Below are 20,924 nucleotides of genomic sequence, written 5' to 3'. Positions count from 1 at the left end.
CCGTGTCATGGCACTTCGGGAACGTACCAGGAGTATCGCGCGGCGCAGGCGCGTGCTCCGTGTCCGAAGGACCCCGGTGCCTGATCAACAACGGGGCGGGCGCCCAGTGCCTGCTTCAGCTGCCCTACCGCAGCCTCTTCAGTTGCCCGGCGGCCGCGGGTCCCGACGTAACCCTCGGCGGAGGTACTGACGTGGGCCGGTGTGCGGGGCGGCCCGCGGCGGTGGGCCGTTGAGCGTCGCCGGCGCTGTCACTGAACTGTCCGGCCCATCATCAGATCCATGCCAACGCGACGAGTTCTGCACCGCCCTCGAAAGCACCCTCCCGGCGGCAGCCGAGAACGGGTCTGACGACCGCCTTTCCTCGGGTTCACAACGAACAACGGAACGTTGCCAGGTAGCAGGCTCCCTCCGAGCGGCGTCCGACCTCGCCCCTCCCCTGCTCACCGTGGAGAGGAGCCAACCGGGCAGGCCATAAGCCCGCCCGCGTGTTTCCCGTCGGGGCGCTGGCATGGGCAACACTTGACGCAAGGTTGACCGCTCCGTGCCGATCCGCAGCGAACCGAGCAACTACGGTCCCTGACATGCCTCCACGACCGCAATCTCTGCCGGTTCTCCCGTACCGCAAACCGACGCGCGGGCGGGACTACTGGGTGCTCGACGACGTACTGCCCGACCCCGACGCCGTACGGGATCGGTGCCTGGCCAGGGAAGACTGGACAGAAGGCTATCCTCACAAACCCGAGAGCTGGCCGGGGTTGCGCGCCATGCCGGCACTCGAGCCGAATGAATTGGCGCACGTCGAGCAACTGGTGAGAAAGGCGACCGGCGTACGGGAAATCTGGGCCGAACAGCCTTCAGGCGGCGGCACGTTCAATCACAACTGCGTGCAGGTCGTCGGCGCGGGCGAGTGTGAAGCGCGTCCGCACACCGATTCGCGGGCGCTGTGCCGATATGCCGCAGTGCTCTACCTCAATCCCCATGTTCCGAAAGACTGCGGGACCAGCTTCTACCGCCAGAACCTGCCGGGCGGGTCCCTGGGCGGTAACCAGGTGGCCGCACCGCACAACAACTTGGTCGATGCACTGGGCACTAGGTTCGTCTCTCCGGACTCCTTCGTCGAGGACATACGAATCCCCCACCGCGCCAACCGACTGCTCCTCTACCCCGCCAACCTGGTCCACACCGCGACCGACTACTGGGGCCACACCCTGGAGGACAAGCGCATGACAGCTGTCTTCTTCTGGATGGCCTGAGCCCTCCGTTGCGGCGGGTCCCTCTATCGGCCCGGCCTCCTCAGAGGTGCGGGCCGATGGCATGAGGCGCCTCGGCGGACCGCCGGCCTCGCGAGTGCTTGGCGCGACCACGGGGGTTCCCTGCCAACCCCTTCCCACAGAAGCTGTGCGAAGCTCAACGGTTCATCTCTCGTCGTAGGGGTTGTGTGGCGCCGGAACCGGTCTGGCCTTGCTGACGTTGAGGAATGGGATAACGCCGTCGTTGACGGGATCCTTGGTCTGCCTACTGGTGTAGGTGCCGGTGACTTCGACCCAGGTGTCGGGTTGCAGGACGGGCGGAGTCTGTCCGGACAGGCCGATCTTGATGGGTTGGGCGTCGGCAGCGCAGCAGCTGAGGGTCATGCGGACGAGGTAGGGGATACCGCTGCGGTCGAGGGCGATGAAGCCGGTGATTTTGATCTTCCGGTCGCGGAGAGACCGTCCGTGGTCGTAGACCGCGCGGCCGGCGTAGTCGGCGACGCTGAGCTGGAGTGGGTCGCCGGCGCGTAGGACGGGAAAGCCCCAGGGCGGCTGCAGTGCCGTGCCGGTGCGTACGGCGCTGTAGGAGCCCAGTGCGGGTGGGGCGACCAGGATGATGGCGAACAGAGGCAGCAGGAGGAGCCAGGAGACTCGTGGTTCGGCGTGACCGCGCCGGTTGTGGTGCTCACGCTCGGACTGGATCTTCCGGCTCGCGCGCGCCCGTCGCAGCTCGTACCAGACGGTGGCGATGGCGGCGGCGATCAGGACGGCGCCGGCCACCAGCAGCAGCGGGCGCAGCCCGGCCTTGACGTAGCGCAGGTAGAGGTCGGTGAAGCCGGCACGCAGCAAGGCCCCGCCGATGAGGAACAGCACGGCTGCCTGCGCTTCCCGATTCACAACAGCACCGTCCCAGCCAGGACTGAAAAGAGGACTGCGAGGACGAAGGCGGCAGGGGCGAACCGCAGCGCGAACCCGCGGCCGAACGTGGCGGCCTGCATGGCGAACAGTTTCAAGTCGATCACCGGCCCGACGACGAGGAACGCCAGCCGGGCCGTGAGCGAGAACTGGGACAGGGACGCGGCGACGAAAGCGTCCGCCTCGGAGCAGATCGACAGCAGCACCGCGAGGGTCGCCAGCGCAAGTACCGACACGACGGGGTTGTCGGCCGCGGTGTTCAGCCAGCTCGCCGGTACCACGGCCTTGAGGATCGCCGCGGCCATCGCACCGATGACGAGGAAGCCGCCCGCGTGCATAACGTCGTGCCGGACGGATCCCCAGAAGGCCGCTCCTTTACCGAGGCCGTCGGACGCCGGGTGGGCCGGTGGGCGCAGCCAGTCGGTCCGGCCCAGCCGCTGCCACAACCAGCCCATCGCGCACGCCACGAGCAGACCCGCCGCGAACCGGGCCAGAACGATCTGCGGATTGCGGGGAAACGCGACGGCGGTGGCCGTCAGCACGATCGGGTTGATCGCCGGGGCGGACAGAAGGAACGCCAGCGCCGCGGCGGGAGTGACGCCCCGGCGCATCAGCGCCCCGGCCACAGGCACGGAGGCACACTCGCAGCCGGGGAGGAGGGCCCCGGCCGTCCCGGCGGCCGGTATCGCCAGGGCGGGCCGTTTCGGCAGCGCGCGGGCGAAGAATGAAGGCGGGACGAACACCGCGATGACGGCCGACAGCAGCACACCGAGAACCAGGAAGGGAAGGGCCTGCACGACCACCGCGACGAACACCGTCATCCAGCTCTGCATCACCGGCGCGGACAGCACCGTGCGGATCGGCCCCTGCAGCCCTACGACCAAGACCATCAACAGTGTCAGTACGAGCGAGGAGCTGGACCGTCGGCCCTGCGGATCCTCCGCGTCACTGCGTCCGGTTCGAGCCGAAGCTGCCTCGGTGGCGGTCACGGGTGAGGTACCTCCGGTAGGGAAGGCTTCGTGTGTGCGTTGACCTCCACCATCAGTACGCCGGGCCGGACACAGATTCTCATTCCGAGTTCCGTCAAGATGAGAGCGCGAGTGCACTACCCACCCGCGAACGGTCACGCCCGGACGATTGCCCGAGGCCGGACGACCGCCGTTCGCGTTCACTGGGGCACTGGGATCTCGAAGTGCACCATCGCGACCCCGGGTCGTACTCGCCCGTGGTCCGGGCGTCGAAGACCTCTTGGCCATGTTGCGGACTCGTAGCTGCGTGACGCCGATTCGTCGAAGGGGACGGCAGGACACAGCGGTTGGGTACTGCCGCCGTGAGTAGGTGTGGATTCCGTTCGCGAGGGCTTCCCAGCGGCACGGACCTCATACGCCTTGCGCCAGTCCGACGAGTTGCTTCTTGTCGATCTTTCCCACCGCTGTCATGGGAAAGGCATCCACGCGGACGACCTGATCGGGAAATTTGTACGCCGCCAAACCGCGCCGCCCGAGAAAGGAGGCCAGTTCCCTGGTGCTGGGCTCCTTGTCCGGGCAGGTCACGAAGGCAACCGAACGTTCTCCCCGCGCCGCGTCCGGAGCGGCAACCAATGCCACGGCTGTGATGGCCGGGTGCGTCAGTAGATGATCTTCCACTTCGGTCGCAGCAAACTTCTCGCCCCCTCGGTTGATCTGGTCCTTGACCCGGCCGACGACCACCAAGTGGCCGGAGGGCAGGCGGCGGACGATGTCGCCGGTGCGGAAAAAGCCGTCGGCGGTGAAGACTTTCGCGTTGTACTCCTCCGCGCGGTAGTAGCCGCGGAGCGTGTACGGGCCGCGCGTCAGCAGTTCTCCCGGCTCACCGTCCGGGACCGGCCGGTCGTCGGGACCCACGACGCGGATCTCGTCCGCTGGGGAAATGGGCCGACCCTGAGTCGAACAGATCAGGTCCTCGGGATCGTCGAGACCGGTGACGTTGATCAGCCCTTCGGCCATGCCGAAGACCTGCTGGACCCGGGTTCCGAGGGCAGGACCGAGGGCGCGGGCCCTGTGGTCGGAGAGCCTTGCTCCTCCCACCTGGAGCACGCGCAGGGTGGTCAGGGCATGGCCTCCCTGGTCGAGGTGCTCCTGCAGCCAGTGCGGCACGAGTGGCGGGGTGATGGAGGTGAGCGTCACCCCCTCGCGTTCGATGAGCCGGAACGCGGTCTGCGGGCTGGGATCGGTCGACAGGACGACGGTGCCGCCTGCCATGAAGGTGCCGAGCATGCCGGGACAGGCCAGGGTGAAGTTGAAGGCGATCGGCAGCACGGCGAGGTAGACGGAGTCTTCCCCCAGGCCGCCGGCTTCGGCCGCAGCCCTGGCGTTGTAGGCGTAGTCGTCGTGGGTGCGCGGGATGAGCTTGGGCAGTCCGGTGGTGCCGCCGGAGACCAGCAGGAGGGCGAGGTCGCAGGGCGCCGCCCCGCCGTTGTGGGGATCTCCTGCTGTCGTGGCGGCCCGGTGCACTTGCGTGGTACCGGGGGTGGGCTCCGGGCTGTCCATCAGGTCCGACAGGGCGATGAAGCCGGCGAAGGAGCCGGGATCGCCTGCGACGACGACCGTGGTCAAGGTGCGTTCGCCGGGCTCCCCCGTCTGGTCGTGCAGCATCTCCCGCGCAAGTTCCCGGTAGTCGCAACGGAGATGCCGGTCCGGGATGACGTAGGCGACCGCGCCTGAGGTGCGTATCAGGTGCCGTATCTCGGAGCTGCGGTGTGCCGGCATGGCGTGGACGGGGACCGCACCGAGGCGCTGGAGGGCGAACCAGACCAGCGGGAACTCGGCTTGGTTGGGCAGCTGAATCACCACACGGTCGCCTCGGCTGATGCCGATGCCTCGCAGGCCGGATGCCAATCGGTCGGCGCCGTCGTCGAGTTGCGCGTAGGTCCATCGCCGGTCGCCGTCCACGAGGGCGGTGCGGTGCGGCCGCAGTGCCGCCCACTGGCGCAGATACGAGCCGAAGGTCTGTCCGCGCCAGTATCCGGCCCGGCGGTACTGGCGTGCCGTGGCGTCGGGCCACCCCGGATGCGTCGATGTCATAGCGACTCCTCTCTTGCCGCCACTCGCCACTTGGGGGGTGGCGGGTTCGCGAGCGGCGTGTCTAGGATGCATACTAATCGAAATGAAAATCGTTTCGCATAGCGTTGGTGATGCGCGGAGGCGCCGGCACGTCGCTGCCGAGTCTCCCGATGTGAAGCCCCGTCAGGGCGGGAAGTTGGAAGGGGCCATCTGTGAGCGATGAGTGTTCCGCCGCCGAGCCGGAGCGGTTCCGCCGCCACACGGAAGCAGGGAAGGGATCCGGTGCGGCACGGTGCCCGTCGACGGATTCCGGTTCGGCCGTGCTGACACCGGACGCCATCCGTTCCGATGTCGCGCGCGCTTTGGAGATACCTCAGGACGAGATCGACAGCGAGCGTGACCTGTTCGAACTCGGCCTCGACTCACTCACGTTGATGACCCTCGTCGGGGCCTGGCGCGGTCGCGGGTCCGAGGTCACGTTCCAGGATCTCGTCGAAGCCCCCTTTGTGGATTCGTGGGTGGCGCTCCTGACGAAGTACGCCGACGGGCGGGGGGCAGTGGATACCGGCCGGGTGGCGACCCCGCGCCCCAGGGACGGCATCGCGGAGGGAACGCCCTTTCCCCTGGCGACCATGCAGCACGCCTACTGGGTGGGCCGGCAGGACGGCCAGCCGCTCGGAGGTGTCGCGGCGCACTTCTATGCCGAGTTGGACGGCGAGGGCGTGGACCCCGACCGCCTCAGCCGCGCACTCGAGGCGTTGGTGCAGCGCCACGGGATGCTGCGCGTGCAGTTCGACAGCGAGGGACGGCAGCGGATCGGGGCCGCTTCCGGCGGCCTCATCGTTCACGACCTGCGTGAGCAGTCGGAGGAGCGGACCAGCGTCCTGCTGGAGGAGTTCCGCCGGGACAACACCCATTGCCGGATGGACGTGAGTGCCGGAGAGGTGCTCAGGGTCGGCCTGTGCCTGCTGCCCGGTGGACGGACACGACTCCAGGTCGATCTCGACATGATCGCAGGCGACGCACTCAGCCTGCGCGTCCTGCTCTCCGACTTGCGCCTGCTGTACGAGGACCCCGCCCTGCAACTGTCCGATCCGGGCCTCGGCTACGCCGACTACCTGGCCGATCGCGCCAGGCGTCGCGGGTCCCTGCGCGAGGAGGCTGCCGCGTGGTGGCGTGAACGCGTCCCCTGCCTCCCGCCCGCACCGCAACTGCCCACCGTCGTGGATCTGCTGCAGCCGGTCTCGGCCACCGACACCGGACTGACCCGCACCCGGCGCCTGCATCACTGGATCGGTCCGCAGGCCCGTGCCGCACTCGCCGAGCGTGCGCGCAGCCACGGCGTCACGACGTCCGCGGCTCTGGCGGCCGCGTTCGCAGAGGTCATCGCCGTATGGAGTGACAGCCAGCGCTTCCTGCTCAATCTCCCGGTCTTCGACCGGGAGATGCTGCAACCCGGCGTCGCCCAGCTGGTGGGGGACTTCAGCAGCTCGATCCTACTGGACGCGGACCTGCGTCAGGAGCTGCCCTTCGCCGAACAAGCCCGGCTCATCCAAGAACGGATGCAATCGGGCGTCGCGCGGGCCGCGTACACGGGCGTCGAGGTTCTGCGTGACCTCGCCCGGCACGAAGGCGGCCCGGTACTCGCACCGGTGGTCTACACGAGCGCCATCGGTCTGGGGGAGATCTTCGAGCAGAACGTTCAGACGTGCTTCGGCAAGCCTGTGTGGATCATCTCGCAGGGGCCCCAAGTCGCCCTGGATGCACAGGTCACCGAGCTCGACGGCGGGTTTCTTCTGAACTGGGACCTGCGTGCGGGGGTGTTCGTCCCCGGGGTGCCCGACGCGGCGTTCGACGCCTACCGCCACCTCGTGGACACCCTCGTGGACGACGAGGCGGCGTGGTCGCGCCCGGTCGGGCCGCTGCTGCCTGCTGGCAGCCTCGCGGCGCGGGAGCGGGCGGCGCTGCCACCGGCTCCGGCCCCCGGCCACGCTCTGCACTCTCGGTTCTTCCGACTTGCCACGGAACGGCCCGACCACGTCGCCGTGGTCCGTGAGGACGGCCGGCGCTTGAGCTACGGGGCCCTGGCAATCGAAGCCCGACGCGTGGCGGCGCTGCTCCGCCGCCACGGCGTACGCCCTGGAGACACGGTCGCCGTCACCCTGCCCAAGGGGGCCGACCAGATCGTCGCTGTGCTCGGCGTGCTGGCAGCGGGAGCCGCCTATGCTCCTGTCGGTCTCGACCAACCGGCCGTCCGCAGAGCCCGTATCCACGGCGTGGCCGGTGCCACGGTCGTGCTCACCGACAAGGCCCACGCACACCTGTCGGAGCAGCTTCCGGGGACGACCGTACTGCCCCTGTCCGACGCGCAGGAGGAGATACCCGGCCCCGTAGCGCTCGCCCGCCCGGAGGATCCGGCGTACCTGATCTTCACTTCGGGGTCCACCGGACTGCCCAAGGGCGTCGAAGTGCCGCATGGGGCTGTGGTCAACACCATCGACGCGGTGGGCGATCTCTTCGGCATCGGGCCCGACGACAGCACAATCGCCCTGTCCTCACTCGACTTCGACCTCGCCACGTACGACCTGTTCGCCTTCCTTTCGGTCGGAGGAAGGGTCATCGCGGTGGGCGAGGAACATCGCCGCGATGCCCATCACTGGGCACGGCTGGTCCGCGAGCACGGCATCACGGTGATCAGTTGTGTGCCGGCACTGCTCGACATGCTGACAACGGCGGCCGACGGTGCTGGGGGCGGACTCGGCCCGTCCTTGCGCCTGGTGATGCTGGGCGGTGACTGGGTCGGCCTGGATCAGCCCTCGCGCCTGCGCTCCCTGGTACCGGGCTGCCGCTTCGTCGCGCTGGGCGGAATGACCGAGGCCGCCATCCACTCCACGGTCTTCGAGGTCGACGAGGTGGGGGGCGACTGGCAGTCGATCCCGTACGGCGTGCCGCTGCGCAACATGCGCGCCCGTGTGGTGGACGAGCGCGGCCGCGACTGTCCCGACCACGTGCCAGGTGAGCTGTGGGTCGGTGGGCCCGGGGTGGCGACCGGCTACCGCGGAGACCCCGAGCGCACCAGGGACCGCTTCACCGAGTACAACGGAGAGCGCTGGTACCGCACCGGTGACCTCGCCCGCTACCGACCGGACGGAGTCCTGGAATTCCTCGGGCGGGCCGACCACCAGGTCAAGATCCGGGGGCACCGGATCGAACTCGGCGAGGTCGAGGCAGCGCTGGAATCCCACCCCGGTGTGCTGCACGCGGTCGCCGCCGTGGTCGGCACTCCCGCTCGGAGGCTGGCGGCGGTCGTCTCACCTGGAACCCCGGACGCCCTCTGCCCGGACAACGCCCTCAACCCGGACGCCCTGCGCGCCTGGGCCGCCGCACGGCTGCCGTCCTACATGCTGCCCGAGCATGTGACGATCCGCGGCACGATGCCGCTCACCGCCCATGGCAAGCTCGACCGCTCAGCCGTCGCAACGCTCCTGGACGATGCCACACGTGAGCGGACCGAACTCCAGGCGCCCTCGGGCCCCGTGGAGGAGGCAGTGGCCCGGCTCTGGTCCGATCTACTGGGCCGGCCCGAAGTGGGCCGTCAGGACAACTTCTTCGCACTCGGCGGAGACTCCCTGGTCGCCACCAGAATGATCGCCCGGCTCCGCGCCGACGGGATGACCGGGGCCGGGGTAGCCGAGCTGTTCAGCACACCGGTGCTTCGTGATTTCGCCGCACTGCTGGCCTCCTGTCCCCTCGAGGAGCGGCTCCCCGGCGCCACCGCCGCGTCTGCGGACACGGAGCACGCACACGAACCGTTCGCGCTCACCGACGTCCAAGCCGCGTACCTCACGGGGCGGCAGCGCGACTTCACACTCGGCGGTGTCGGCACGTGGCACTACAGCGAGTTCGACGGCCCCGATGTCGACCTCGGCAGGCTGGAGTGCGCGTGGCGCACCCTGGTCCAACGGCACCCCATGCTCCGCGCCGTGGTGGTCGACCATATGCAGCGGGTGCTGGAGGTGGTGCCGGAGTGGTCCATCCCTGTGACGGAGGCGGGCCCCCGGGACACCGTTCGCGCCCTCTCGGAATTGCGCGAGGCGATGTCTCACCAGGTGCGTGACCCTGCCCGCTGGCCACTCTTCGACATCCGTGCCGTCCGCTACCCGGACGCGTCCGGTGTTCCTCGTACCCGGGTGGGCATCGGTGTCGACTACTTGGTGCTGGACGCACTGTCCATCATGACGCTGTACCGGGAACTGAACCTCCTCTACGCGGATCCGGACAGCGAACTCCCCCCGGTGGACCTCACCTTCCGCGAGTACCTTTCCCGGCTTCCGTACGACCCGGAGAGGGCCGGGCAAGCGCACGAGCACTGGGGACGACGGCTGGACGAACTGCCCCCGGCTCCGGCGCTGCCCTTCCGACAGGACCCCGCCCTGTTGGCTGCGCCGCGCTTCACCAGACGGCAGACGCGAATCGACGCGCAGACCTGGCGTGCCGTCAAGTCCCGGGCGGCCGATCACGGTCTCACCCCCTCAACGGTGCTGCTCGCCGCGTACGGCGAGGTGCTCTGCGCCTGGAGCGGCACCGGGGCCGTCGCGGTGACCCTCACGCTGTTCAACCGGCAGGAGACCCATCCGCACATCCACCGCGTCCTCGGTGACTTCACCTCGCTCGCGCTCGCTGCCTACGACCGGGCCGACAGGTCATGGCTGCCCGCCCTCGAAAGCCTCCAGCGTCGGCAGGCGGAGGACTTGGACCATCAGGCGGTGCCGGCCTCCTGGCTACTGCGCGAAAGGGCTCGGCGCGAAGGGACACCCGACGCGGGTGCGGCCGTGGTGTTCACCAGCGCCCTCGGCGTGGGTGACGCCACCCTGGCCGACCCCGCCGCCGGCTTCCCCCCGCGCGTGTGGGGCGTGTCCCAGTCGCCCCAGGTCTGCCTGGACCACCAAGTCACCGAGGAGAACGGCGCATTGGTGGTCACCTGGGACGCGGTTGAGGAGCTGTTCCACGACGGAGTGCTGGACGCCATGGTCGCCGCGCACGCCCGGCTGCTGGACCACGCGGCGCTGGGCGACTGGTCGGCCCGGCTTCCCGACCTTCTGCCCGCAGACCAGCGCGCGGAGCGCGTGTCGGCAAATGGCACCGAGCCTGTTCCGCCCGGACTTCTGCACGAAGCCTTCTTCGTCCGGTCGGCCGAACGTCCCGAGCGCACCGCGCTGCTCACCTCCGACGGGATCACGGTCGGCTATGGCGAACTTGCCGAAGCCGCGCTGCGCACCGCGGCCGCACTGCGAGAACGCGGCGTCGGCGAGGGCGACTTCGTGGCAGTCAGCCTGCCCAAGGGGCCGGGGCAGCTCATCGCAGTCCTGGGCGTGCTCGCCGCGGGCGCGGCGTTCGTCCCGATAGGCGTGGAGCAGCCGGCTGCCCGCCGCGACCGGATCCTGGCGGCCGCCGGAGCACGGTTGACCATCGGTGATTGCGGCATCGGACCGGCGGACCCATCCGGGTTGGTCACCCTGCGGGAGGCTCTCGCCACCCCACCCGCCGACCGCCCGTGCCCGGTCCCGCCGGACGCGCTCGCCTACGTCATATTCACCTCGGGCTCCACCGGCGATCCCAAGGGCGTGGAAATCACCCACGCAGCAGCCTGGAACACCGTGGCGGACATCAACGCCCGTTACGGCGTCGGACGCGATGACCGCGGACTCGCCCTGTCCGCACTCGACTTCGACCTCTCCGTCTACGACATCTTCGGCCTCCTGGCGGCCGGGGGCTCCCTTCTGCTGCCCACCGAGGAGCAGCGGCGTGAGCCGTCCGCTTGGCCCGAACTGGTGGACCACTACGGCGTCACCCTGTGGAACACGGTTCCCGCGTTGCTCGATCTCCTCCTGGAGGCCGAGGAGCAGGGGCCCGGCCGGGGTTCGCTCCGGAGCCTGCGCACCGCGCTGATCTCGGGCGACTGGATCGGCCCGGACCTCCCCGGGCGGCTGAGGGAACAGGCCGGGCCCGCCTGCCGATTCGTGGCCCTGGGTGGCGCCACCGAGGCATCGATCTGGTCCAACGCCTTCCCCGTCGAGCAGGGCGACGACGTGCGGGCCTCCATTCCGTACGGCCGTCCGCTCACCGGCCAGCGCTACCGGGTCGTCGGCCCTGACGGCCGGGACTGCCCGGACTGGGTGACCGGAGAGCTGTGGATCGGTGGAGCCGGTGTCGCGCGAGGGTACCTGGGGGATCCGGAGCGCACGGCCGGCAAGTTCGTTCAGCACGAGGGGAAGCGCTGGTACCGCACCGGGGACCTGGGCCGGTACCAGTCAGGGGGGCTCCTGGAGTTCCTCGGCAGGATGGACAGCCAGCTCAAGATCGCCGGACACCGGATCGAGGCGGGTGAGGTCGAGGCCGCGCTCGAGGCGCACCCGAGCGTTCTCCGGGCTGCTGTCGTGGCCGCCGGAGAACGCACGTCCCGCCGCCTGGTGGCCTTCGTGGTTCCGGCCGAGCACGCTCCCGGCGAGGCGCGGCTCCCGGAGGAAGACCTGCGGCCGTGGCTGGCCAAGACGCTCGCCCCTTATGCGTTGCCGTCACAGACCATGGCGCTTCCCGAACTTCCGCTGACCGCCAACGGCAAGGTCGACCGTGGAGCCCTGGCAGGCCTGGCCGACCAGGACGCGACCGTTTCGCCAACCGGGGCGGAGCCTCCCCGCGAGGGGACGGAGACCGCGATCGCCGAGCTGTGGGACGCCCTCCTGCACGCCCCGACACGGGACCGGCACGCCAACTTCTTCACCGTCGGCGGGGACAGCCTCTCCGCGATCAGGCTCGCCTCAGCGATCGAGCGACGCTTCGGGGTCCGTGTGCCAGTCCGTGCCCTGCTTGCCGCTCCCACCATCGCCGCCCTCGCGACAGAGGTCGACGGAGCCCTCTCCACCACACGGAACCTCACGGAATTCGGAGCGCTGTGAACACGACCGAACTGCTCGCCCAGTACGAACGAGACGACGTCCACCTGTGGGCGGAGGAAGGACAGCTGCGCTACCGCGCTCCCAGGGGGTATTTCACCGAGGAACGCCGCGCCGAACTCCTCCGGCACAAGCAAGCCGTCCTGGAGCACCTCGCACACGCCGAGGAGCACCGGACCCTGCGGCCCGATCCGGACCACCGCCACGAGCCCTTCCCTTTGACCGACATCCAAGCCGCCTATCTGGTCGGACGGGCCGACGCCTACGACTACGGCGCAATCGCCTGCCACGCCTACGTCGAGCTGAACTGTCCGGGACTGGACCCGCAACGGGTCACCGAGGTGTGGAACACCTTGGTGGAACGGCACGACATGCTGCGCGCCGTCGTCCACCCCGACGGCTACCAGGAAGTTCTTCCTCACACCTCTGCTACGGCGGTCGACGTGGGGGTCACCGAAGCATCCGCGGAAGACCTGGACACGGCCGTCCTTGCCGTCCGGGCCCGCCTCTCTCATCGCGCCGGTCCCACCGATCGGTGGCCGCTGTTCACGGTGCACCTGACCCGAGCTCCCGAACGCGCGGTCCTGCACCTCTCCTTCGACATGCTCACCGTGGACCACGCCAGTCTCCGGCTCCTGCTCACCGAAATCGACCTGCTGTACAGCGGTTCCGCCACTGGCCTGCCGCCCCTGACCGTGGGCTTCCGTGACTACGTCCTGGCCCGCCGGGCCCTGATGGAGACACCCCGCTACGACCGCGACCGCGCCTACTGGAGGTCCCGGCTCGAGGACCTCCCGCCTGCTCCGGAACTGCCCACAGCCGAGGGGTGGGCGGCCCCCACGGACGTCGGGGACCCCACCGACCGCACCGCGCCGGTGCGCTTCGACCGCCTCGAGCGGCTGCTGCCCGCCCGGACCGCGGAGCTCCTGACCAACCGGGCACAAGAGCGCGGGTTGACGCCCTCCGCGGTCCTGCTCGTCGCCTATGCGGAGACCGTGGGCCGCTGGGTCCGGGTCCCGCGGTTCACCCTCAATGTGCCAACGGTCGAACGCCTTCCGCTGCACCAGGACATCGAGCACATCGTCGGCGATTTCACGACGATGGAGCTTCTGGCTGTGGATCTCACAGAGCCCGTCTGCTTCGCCGAACGGGTCCGCCGCATCAGCGACCAGCTGCTGAAGGACCTGGAGCACTCCCTCTTCACCGGTTCCGAGGTTCTGGCCGAACTCTCCCACCGGGCAGGCGCACCCGTCCTGATGCCGGTTGTCTTCACCAGTGCCCTCGGCACAGGGCGCCCTTCGGGCGGGAACGCGCCGCAGGTCCGGTACGCGGCCACCCAGACACCGCAGGTGTGGATCGACTGCCAGGTGATGCGACGGGGCGACACTCTCGCCCTGTCCTGGGACGTACGCGACGGCGTCCTGCCCAGCGGCCTGGCCGAGGCCATGTTCACCGGGTGGGTCGCTCTGGTGGAGCATCTTGCGGCCGACGAGGAGGCCTGGGAACAGCCGGCACGCGTCGAACTTCCGGGCGAGCAGGCCGAACGACGCACCCGGGCGAACGACACCTCCCGACCGCTCCCGGACACATTGCTCCACGAGCCCGTCATCACCTCCGCGCTGACCACCCCGGACACTGTGGCGGTGGACAGCCCCGATCGCACCCTGACGTACCGTCAACTCGTCGCGCGTGCCGCGGAACTGTCCGAAAGGCTGGTCGGATCCGGGCTCCGGCGGGCAGAACCGGTCGCAATCTGGATGGACAAGGGGTGGGAGCAGGTGGTGGCCGTGCTCGGCACCCTGCTCGCGGGCGGAGCCTATGTCCCGGTCGACACCGCTCAGCCGACTGCACGCCGTGACACGATCCTCGCCGACGCGGGGGCCCGTACCGTGCTCTCCCAGTCCTGGCTGCTGGAGCATGGCGACCTTCCGGACGCGCTCACCATGCTGGCCGTGGACGAACTGCCTGAGAGCACGGATCCCGTGGGCCCCGCCGAGCGCCGCGCCGACCCCGACGACCTCGCGTACGTCATCTACACCTCCGGCTCCACCGGCACACCCAAGGGTGTGATGGTCAGTCACCGGGCCGCAGGAAACACCATCCAGGACATCAACCGCCGTCACCGAATGACGCCGGAGGACCGGGCCCTCGGCCTCGCCGGACTCGGATTCGACCTCTCCGTCTACGACCTGTTCGGTCCGCTGTCAGCCGGTGGCGTGCTGGTGCTCCCGGAAGCGGCCCGGCGCGGGGACCCCTCGCACTGGGCCGACATCATCGCCCGATCCGGCATCACGGTCTGGAACTCGGTTCCTGGCCAGCTGCACATGCTGTGCGACTGGCTGCGCTCGGCACCCCCACAGGATGAGAACACCCTGCGCCTGGCACTGCTGTCGGGTGACTGGATTCCTGTCACGCTTCCCGACGAGGCGCGCACGACATTTCCCCGCCTGCACATCGAGGCCCTCGGCGGAGCCACCGAGGGCGCCATCTGGTCCATCGCCCATCCCGTGACCGAGGTCGACACCACCCGCCCGAGCATCCCCTACGGGCGCCCGCTGGCGAACCAGGGTTTCCATGTCCTCGACCACGCGATGCGGCCGTGCCCCGACTGGGTGCCCGGCGAGCTGTACATCGCGGGCGCGGGGGTGGCTCTCGGCTATCTCAACGACCCGCAGCGCACCGCGGAGCGTTTCCTCACGCACCCGGAGACCGGAGAACGGATCTACCGAACCGGTGACCTCGGCCGCTATCTGCCGAGCGGGGACATCGAGTTCCTCGGACGGGAGGACGCGCAGGTGAAGATCCGTGGCTACCGGGTGGAACTCGCCGAGGTCGAGGCCGCCGTGCAGTCGCACCCCGCGGTCGGTTCCGGTGCGGTCGTCGTCGACGACTCGCCCGCCGGAGGCAGGCGGCTGGCCGCATTTGTCGAGCCCGCCCGGCGGGACGGGGGCGGTGACGCAACCCGCGGGGTGGCCGATGTCCACGACGCCGCGGCCCGGGCAATCCGGGATGCGTCCGGTGACCTCGACGCGACCGCTCTGACCGCCTTCCTCGACGCCCTGGACGACGTCGCGCTTGCGGAGATGACCCGAGTCCTCCAGGCGGCCGGCCTCTTCCAGGACACCACCCCGACGTCGGAGGACGAGGTGATCGCAGCACTGAGCGCCGCTCCCGCCCACCGGCACATCGTGCGTCGCTGGCTCCGGGCGCTGGCCTCCCGCGACCGCCTGATCGCCGGAACTCTCGGCACCTACGGCTCACTCCGCCCTGTCTCGAAATCCGACCTCGAGCGCGCCTGGCAGCACGCGACCGAGCTGGAGGGCAGGGTCGGCTGGAGCACCGTACTGCTCGATGTGATGCGCACCTGCGCCGGCCGGCTGCCGGAGCTACTCGCCGGGCACGTGGACATCCGCGCCCTGCTCTTCCCCGGAGCCGGTCTGGAGGCCGCCGACGCCGCCTACCGGGACAACCTGGCCATCCGCCACCTCAACCACGCGATCGTCAACGCCGTGAGCGCGATGGCCGCACAGCACACGGGAGAGGAGCGGCTGCGGATCCTTGAGGTCGGCGGCGGTGTGGGCGGTACCACGGGCCAGTTGGTACCGGTACTCGCCCACCACGGAGTGGACTACCTGTTCACCGACGCCTCGCCGTTCTTCCTGAACGAGGCCCGCGAACGGTTCGCCGACCATCCCTGGTTGCGTTACGAACGGTTCGACGCGGACGAGGACATCCGATCCCAGGGGCTTGCACCCCACTCCTTCGACGTGGTGATCTGCGCGAACACCCTGCACGCTGTCTCGGACGCGGAAGCGGCGCTCGGCAGGCTGCGCGAACTACTGGTGCCCGGAGGACACCTGGTGTTCGTGGAGAACACCCGCGATGTCCACCCGCCCCTGCTGGTGTCGATGGAGTTTCTCGAGGTCGCCGGCCGCACCTGGACGGACCTCCGAGCCGACAGCTGTCAGTCCTTTCTCACCCGCCCCCAGTGGCTCGATCTGCTCGACCGCTACGGCGCCACGGACGTCTGCGTCCTGCCCGATCGCGATGACGCGCTCGCTGCCACCGGCCAGGAGTTGTTCCTGGCGCGGCTGAAGACCGACCGTGTCCACACCTCCACGGGCGAGTTGGCCAGGCACGCCGCCACCCGCCTGCCGGAATACATGGTGCCCTCGCACTGGCAGGTCGTCGACGCCCTGCCGCGCACGGCCAATGGCAAGACCGACCGGGCACAACTTCTCGCCTGGCTCCCCAGCGAAGCCGCACAGCCTCAGGGGCCGGCCGAAACGGCTCCGATGGACGAACTGGAGAGCCGGCTGGCCGAGTTGTGGGCCTCACTCATGTCGGTCGAGACCATTGGCCGCGACGACGACTTCTTCGCTCTGGGCGGCGACTCCCTCCTGGTCGCCCGCATGGTCGGACAGCTGCGCGAGCGCATACCGCAGGCGGCCCACCTCGAGTGGGAGGTCGTGCTGCGGCACATGCTCCGCCGGCCCACCGTCGCCGGACTCGCCGAGTTCCTGCGTGACCTGACCGGAGCACAGGCGAGGGAGCAGAGCCACGACACACCTCCCTCCCCCGTGGTGCACCTGCATGGCGGCGGCCCGCCGGAGGAACCCACCACCGTGCTGGTGCACGCCGGTACCGGCACCGTCATGCCCTACCGCGCCCTGATCACCGAGATCCGACGGCGCTGCCCAGGACTCGCCAACGTGGTGGGCCTCGAAGTGCCCGACCTCGACGCCTATCTGGAGGCGCCGCCCGAGGGATTGATCGAACAGCTCGCCGCGGACTACGCCCGAGCGCTGCTCGGAGACGGCTGCAGCCGGTTCCACGTGGTCGGATACTGCCTCGGCGGACTGATAGCGACCGAGGTGGCCCGCCATCTCGCCGAGGCCGGTGCCGAGGTGGCAAGCCTGACGGTCATCAGCAGCCACAGCCCGCGCTTCCGTCTGGACGACGAGCTGCTGGCCGAGTACTCCTTCGCCGTCATGATGGGCATCGACCCCGCGGATCTCGGATTTCCGGCCGACGGGATGGGGGTGGCGGCCGCGGCCGACGCCGTACTGGCGGGCAGCCCCGGCGTACTGCCCGACGGGGGCATTGCGGCGCTTACCGATGAGCACGCCGATGTCGCCCGGTGCTTCCGCGACCTCGCCTCCGTACCGCGCACCACGCGCACAGCCCGGATGTGCGAGGCGGTGCCCGCCTCGGCGGGCAGCTTCGAACCCGACCACATGACACGGCTGTTCCTGGCCTTCCGGCAGAGCGTCTTCGCCATCACGCGCTACGACGCCGAACCCTATGCGGGCGATATCACGTTCCTGCGGCACAGCGGGGCCTACCCGTTTCCGGGCAGCAAGGCGGCCGTCACCACGTACTGGGAGGAACTCGCCCTGGGCGAGCTCAGCATCGTCGACATCGCAGGCGATCACTTCAGTTGTCTCTCGGTCGACCATGCGCCCGCGGTGCTGAAGCTCCTCGAAGAGCTGACCGATGGGGAGGTGTCCCGATGAGCGACCGTCCCGTGATCGGCATCCTGGGCGCCACGGGTGCCGTGGGCCGGGCCGCCGTGTGTGAGCTTCGAGACCTCGGCTACACCGAACTGCGCCTGGGCGGACGGCGGCTGGATCCACTCGAGCAGGTCTTGCGGGAGGAGCTCGGTGGCACGGGTACGGCGATGCGAGCCGACCTGGAGGACGCCCGGAGCGTTGTGGCCTTCTCCGAGAGCTGCTCGACAGTTCTCAACTGTGCCGGTCCCACATACCGGTGGAAGGCCGCAGCGGCGCGGGCCGCACTGGAGGCCGGAGCCCCTTGCGTCGATGTCGCGGGAGACGACCCGGCAGCGGAGGAGCTGACGCGCGAGCGAGCGGCGGAAGACGCCGGCCGGGCCGTGGTGCTGTCCGCCGGGGTGATGCCCGGCCTCTCCAGCATCCTGCCCCGCTGGCTCGCCGCACAGGAGCTGGACACCGTCGCCGAACTCACCGCCTACTGCGGCGGGTTGGAACCCTGCACGCCGACCGTGGCAGAGGACCTCATGCTCTCGCTCACCACGGGCGGGGCCCAGGGTGCCTCGTACGGCGAACCGCTGGCCGCATGGCGTTTCGGGCACAGGCAGCCCAGGGCGCTGCGTGCGGACGAGAACACCGAGGCACCGGGCTTTGCCGGCCGCGTGGCCCTTCAACCCTTCCTCAGCACGGAGACCGAGCGGCTCGCCACCACCCTCGGACTGGACCGAGTGGACTGGTTCAACGTGCACCCGGGGCCCCGGTCCCGCGCCGTAATGAACCTTCTGCCCGTCATGTTGGCACAGGGCGTCGACCGCCCCGGGCCCGCGGCCCGCCTGATGCGCGACGCCGACCTGGACCTGGCGGGCCGCAGCCCCTACTACGTCATGGACTTCACCCTGACCGGCACGGTCGCCGGGGCCAGGGCCCACCGCCGCTTGAGCATGCGCACCACGAGCAGCTACCGGCTGACCGCTGTTGTGGGGGCACTGGCAGCCGACGCCGTGGTGCGCGGCACGGTCCCGACCGGCGTCCACTTCGCCTGTGACGTTCTCGATCCGGCCACCGTCGCGACGTACCTCGTGACCAGCGGCGCCGTCTCCCGGTTCGCACGCTCACTTCCGGCGCCCCTGCCGGTCGGCGGGACCGGCCACGCGGAGGCTGCCCTAGAGGAGGGCTCGCTGTGACCCGGACCGAGCCGCTGCGTGTCCTGGTCTGCGGCACCAACTTCGGGCGCTTCTACCTCGAGGCGGTCCGTGCCCGCCCGAGGTACGCCCTGGCCGGACTGCTTGCCCGTGGCTCGGCAGCCTCCCGGGCTCAGGCCGAACGCCTGGCCGTCCCGCTGTACACCTCCGTGGACCAGCTGCCGCAGGGCGAGGTCGACCTGGCGTGTGTCGTCGTCGGCTCGGCCGTCTCCGGTGGAGAGGGGACCGAGCTCGCCCAAGCCCTGATCGCCCGAGGAATCCACGTACTGCAGGAACACCCCCTGCATCTCGACGAATTGACGGCCTGCCTGAAACTGGCGAGGCAGCACGGTCTTCAGTACCGGCTCAACACCCACTACTCGCACGTGGCGCCGGTGCTCGCCTTCACCGGGGCCGCGCGCCGCCTGCTGGCCCGAAGCAGGCCCCTGTTCGTGGACGCGGCCACCCCCATCCACCTGATGCACCCCCTGGTGGACATCCTCGGTCGCGCTCTCGGCACCCTGCGACCGTGGCGTTTCGCCGATCCCGCTCCGTTGCCCGCGCAGAGTGGCCCGCAGCCGTTCCGCACCCTCCAGGGCGTCGTGGGCGGCGTACCGCTGACACTGCGAGTGCACCATCAACTGGACCCGGAAGACCGGGACAACCACGCCCTGCACTGGCACCGGGTGACCATCGGCACGGACGGTGGCGTCCTCGCCCTCGCCGACACCCATGGACCGGTGCTCTGGAGTCCACGTCTGCACGCCGACCGTGACGCGGACCGCCACTTCGTGCTCGAAGGGCCCGGCACCGAGCAGCTGGACCTGCCCATCACCACGGTCTTCGAGCACTCCTCAACGTTCCGGGGGATGTTCGAGGAACTATGGCCACAGGCAATCGGACGAGCACTCGACAGCCTGGCCGACGCCATCGACGCGGGCGGGAATCCGCTGCGGGCCGCCCAGTACGACCTGACGGTCTGCCGTATCTGGTCCGACCTGGCAGCGGTGTTGGGGCCGCCCGATATCATCCGCGGCACCGCCCCGCGCCCGTTGCCGGCCAGGGAACTCTTCCCGGACCGCCGGGAAGCAGCCGCCGCGACGACACAGCCCGTACCGGTGAACGGTGCCCCGGCCGCCACGCCACGGCACAGCCCGTCCGAGGGGGCGGACGGCGGACCGGCCACCGAGAAGGAGGCCGCCGACCCGTCACCGCCCGCACGGCCGGCCCCTTACACGCCCTCCGCCGAGTTTTTCGACCTCATAGCGGGCCCGCACACCACCACGGGAAGCGCTGCCGCGGCGTGCCGCGCGCTGTCCGGTGTGGACCCCGGTGACGGTCCCGTGGTCGACATCGGAGCAGGCACCGGACTGATCACCGAGGCCGTGGCACTGGCGCTCCCGCATGCCGAACTCCTGGCCTGCGAGCCGTCCACCGGCATGCGGGCCGTGCTCACCAGCCGGGTCTTCGCCGACCCACGGCTGCGTCCCCGCGTGACGGTCACCGACGGCTCCGCACCCGATCTGGAACTCCCCGACCGCATCAGCGCCGTCCTGCTGTGCGGGGTGCTGGGCCATCTCGACGCCCAGCAGCGCCGTCGGTTGTGGCGTCGGCTCGGGGAAAGGCTCTCGCCACGCGGTCGCGTCGTCGTCGAACTCATGGGCGTCACGTCGCCGGTGACCATGCCTGAGACGAAGATGGCCACCGCCCAGGCCGGGCGGCACCGATACGAGTGGTGGTTCTCGGGCTCCCCCTACCCGGACGAGGTTGCGATGCGTCTGCGCACGACGTGGCGCATTCATCAGGCCGACGCCCCGCCCCAGAGCCCGCCCGTGCGCGAGGTCCACGACTCCTACCGATGGATCCCGTTCGGCCTTCAACGGCTCGAGGAGGAGTCCGGTTTGCGGGTGAGTCCCCTCGCCACCCGGCCGGGCGCCCCACCGATGGCCGTCCTCACCCCTTTCCCCCAGGGGACGTCCTCGCCCGCAACGACGTCCCGATTCCGAGCGACCGACAAGGACCACTGATGAGTGCAACCGCGCAGCTCGACGCGCAATCCGAACCGCCCGCGGAG

The 20,924-nt window shown here is 69.8% G+C and carries 8 protein-coding genes; 5 read left to right on the top strand and 3 right to left on the bottom strand.

Annotation, left to right across the window (positions count from 1 at the left end):
• Positions 1 to 581 precede the first annotated feature (581 nt).
• Positions 582 to 1,253 carry a DUF6445 family protein gene (locus AB0M26_RS24915; RefSeq protein ID WP_365264046.1) on the top strand — a complete coding sequence of 224 codons (672 nt, stop codon included), beginning with the start codon at positions 582 to 584 and terminating at the stop codon, positions 1,251 to 1,253.
• Positions 1,254 to 1,415: 162 nt separating this feature from the next.
• Here the strand turns inward: AB0M26_RS24915 and AB0M26_RS24910 are convergent, their stop codons facing one another.
• The 3 genes from AB0M26_RS24910 to AB0M26_RS24900 form a co-directional block, all read right to left on the bottom strand.
• Positions 1,416 to 2,147 (bottom strand): TIGR03943 family protein, encoded by a 732-nt coding sequence (locus tag AB0M26_RS24910; protein WP_365264045.1) that lies wholly within the window; start codon positions 2,145 to 2,147, stop codon positions 1,416 to 1,418.
• Positions 2,144 to 3,154: a permease gene (locus tag AB0M26_RS24905; protein WP_365264044.1), complete on the bottom strand. Its 1,011-nt coding sequence runs from the start codon at positions 3,152 to 3,154 to the stop codon at positions 2,144 to 2,146. The genes AB0M26_RS24910 and AB0M26_RS24905 overlap by 4 nt, the downstream gene beginning before the upstream one ends.
• Positions 3,155 to 3,544: 390 nt before the next feature.
• A complete protein-coding gene (locus AB0M26_RS24900) occupies positions 3,545 to 5,227 on the bottom strand; it encodes a (2,3-dihydroxybenzoyl)adenylate synthase (protein ID WP_365264043.1) in 1,683 nt (560 codons plus the stop codon).
• A gap of 317 nt (positions 5,228 to 5,544) precedes the next feature.
• Between AB0M26_RS24900 and AB0M26_RS24895 the strand changes: the two genes are divergently transcribed.
• Genes AB0M26_RS24895 through AB0M26_RS24880 form a run of 4 tightly spaced genes read left to right on the top strand, consistent with a single transcriptional unit; the run spans position 5,545 to position 20,877 of the window.
• On the top strand, positions 5,545 to 12,162 hold the full coding sequence (locus tag AB0M26_RS24895; protein ID WP_365264053.1) for an amino acid adenylation domain-containing protein: 6,618 nt from the start codon (positions 5,545 to 5,547) through the stop codon (positions 12,160 to 12,162).
• Positions 12,159 to 17,675, top strand: coding sequence for an amino acid adenylation domain-containing protein (locus tag AB0M26_RS24890; protein WP_365264042.1), 5,517 nt, complete (start codon positions 12,159 to 12,161; stop codon positions 17,673 to 17,675). Before AB0M26_RS24895 ends, AB0M26_RS24890 begins: the two co-directional genes overlap by 4 nt.
• The gene (locus tag AB0M26_RS24885) at positions 17,672 to 18,853 is read left to right on the top strand and encodes a saccharopine dehydrogenase NADP-binding domain-containing protein (protein ID WP_365264041.1); all 1,182 of its coding nucleotides are present in this window, start codon (positions 17,672 to 17,674) and stop codon (positions 18,851 to 18,853) included. Before AB0M26_RS24890 ends, AB0M26_RS24885 begins: the two co-directional genes overlap by 4 nt.
• Positions 18,850 to 20,877: a Gfo/Idh/MocA family oxidoreductase gene (locus AB0M26_RS24880; RefSeq protein ID WP_365264040.1), complete on the top strand. Its 2,028-nt coding sequence runs from the start codon at positions 18,850 to 18,852 to the stop codon at positions 20,875 to 20,877. Before AB0M26_RS24885 ends, AB0M26_RS24880 begins: the two co-directional genes overlap by 4 nt.
• Positions 20,878 to 20,924: the final 47 nt, after the last annotated feature.

Origin of the sequence: Streptomyces sp. NPDC051776 (assembly GCF_040681345.1) — a bacterium.
Taxonomy (GTDB): Bacteria; Actinomycetota; Actinomycetes; order Streptomycetales; family Streptomycetaceae; genus Streptomyces.
Note: the sequence above shows the minus strand (reverse complement) of the source record. Positions and strands in the feature narration are given on the sequence as shown.

What these genes read in the sequence shown, in the direction of transcription:
- AB0M26_RS24915 (WP_365264046.1), top strand. Translation starts at nt 582, where the DNA reads ATGCCTCCACGACCGCAATCTCTGCCGGTTCTCCCGTACCGCAAACCG.
- AB0M26_RS24900 (WP_365264043.1), bottom strand. Translation starts at nt 5,227, where the DNA reads ATGACATCGACGCATCCGGGGTGGCCCGACGCCACGGCACGCCAGTAC.
- AB0M26_RS24885 (WP_365264041.1), top strand. Translation starts at nt 17,672, where the DNA reads ATGAGCGACCGTCCCGTGATCGGCATCCTGGGCGCCACGGGTGCCGTG.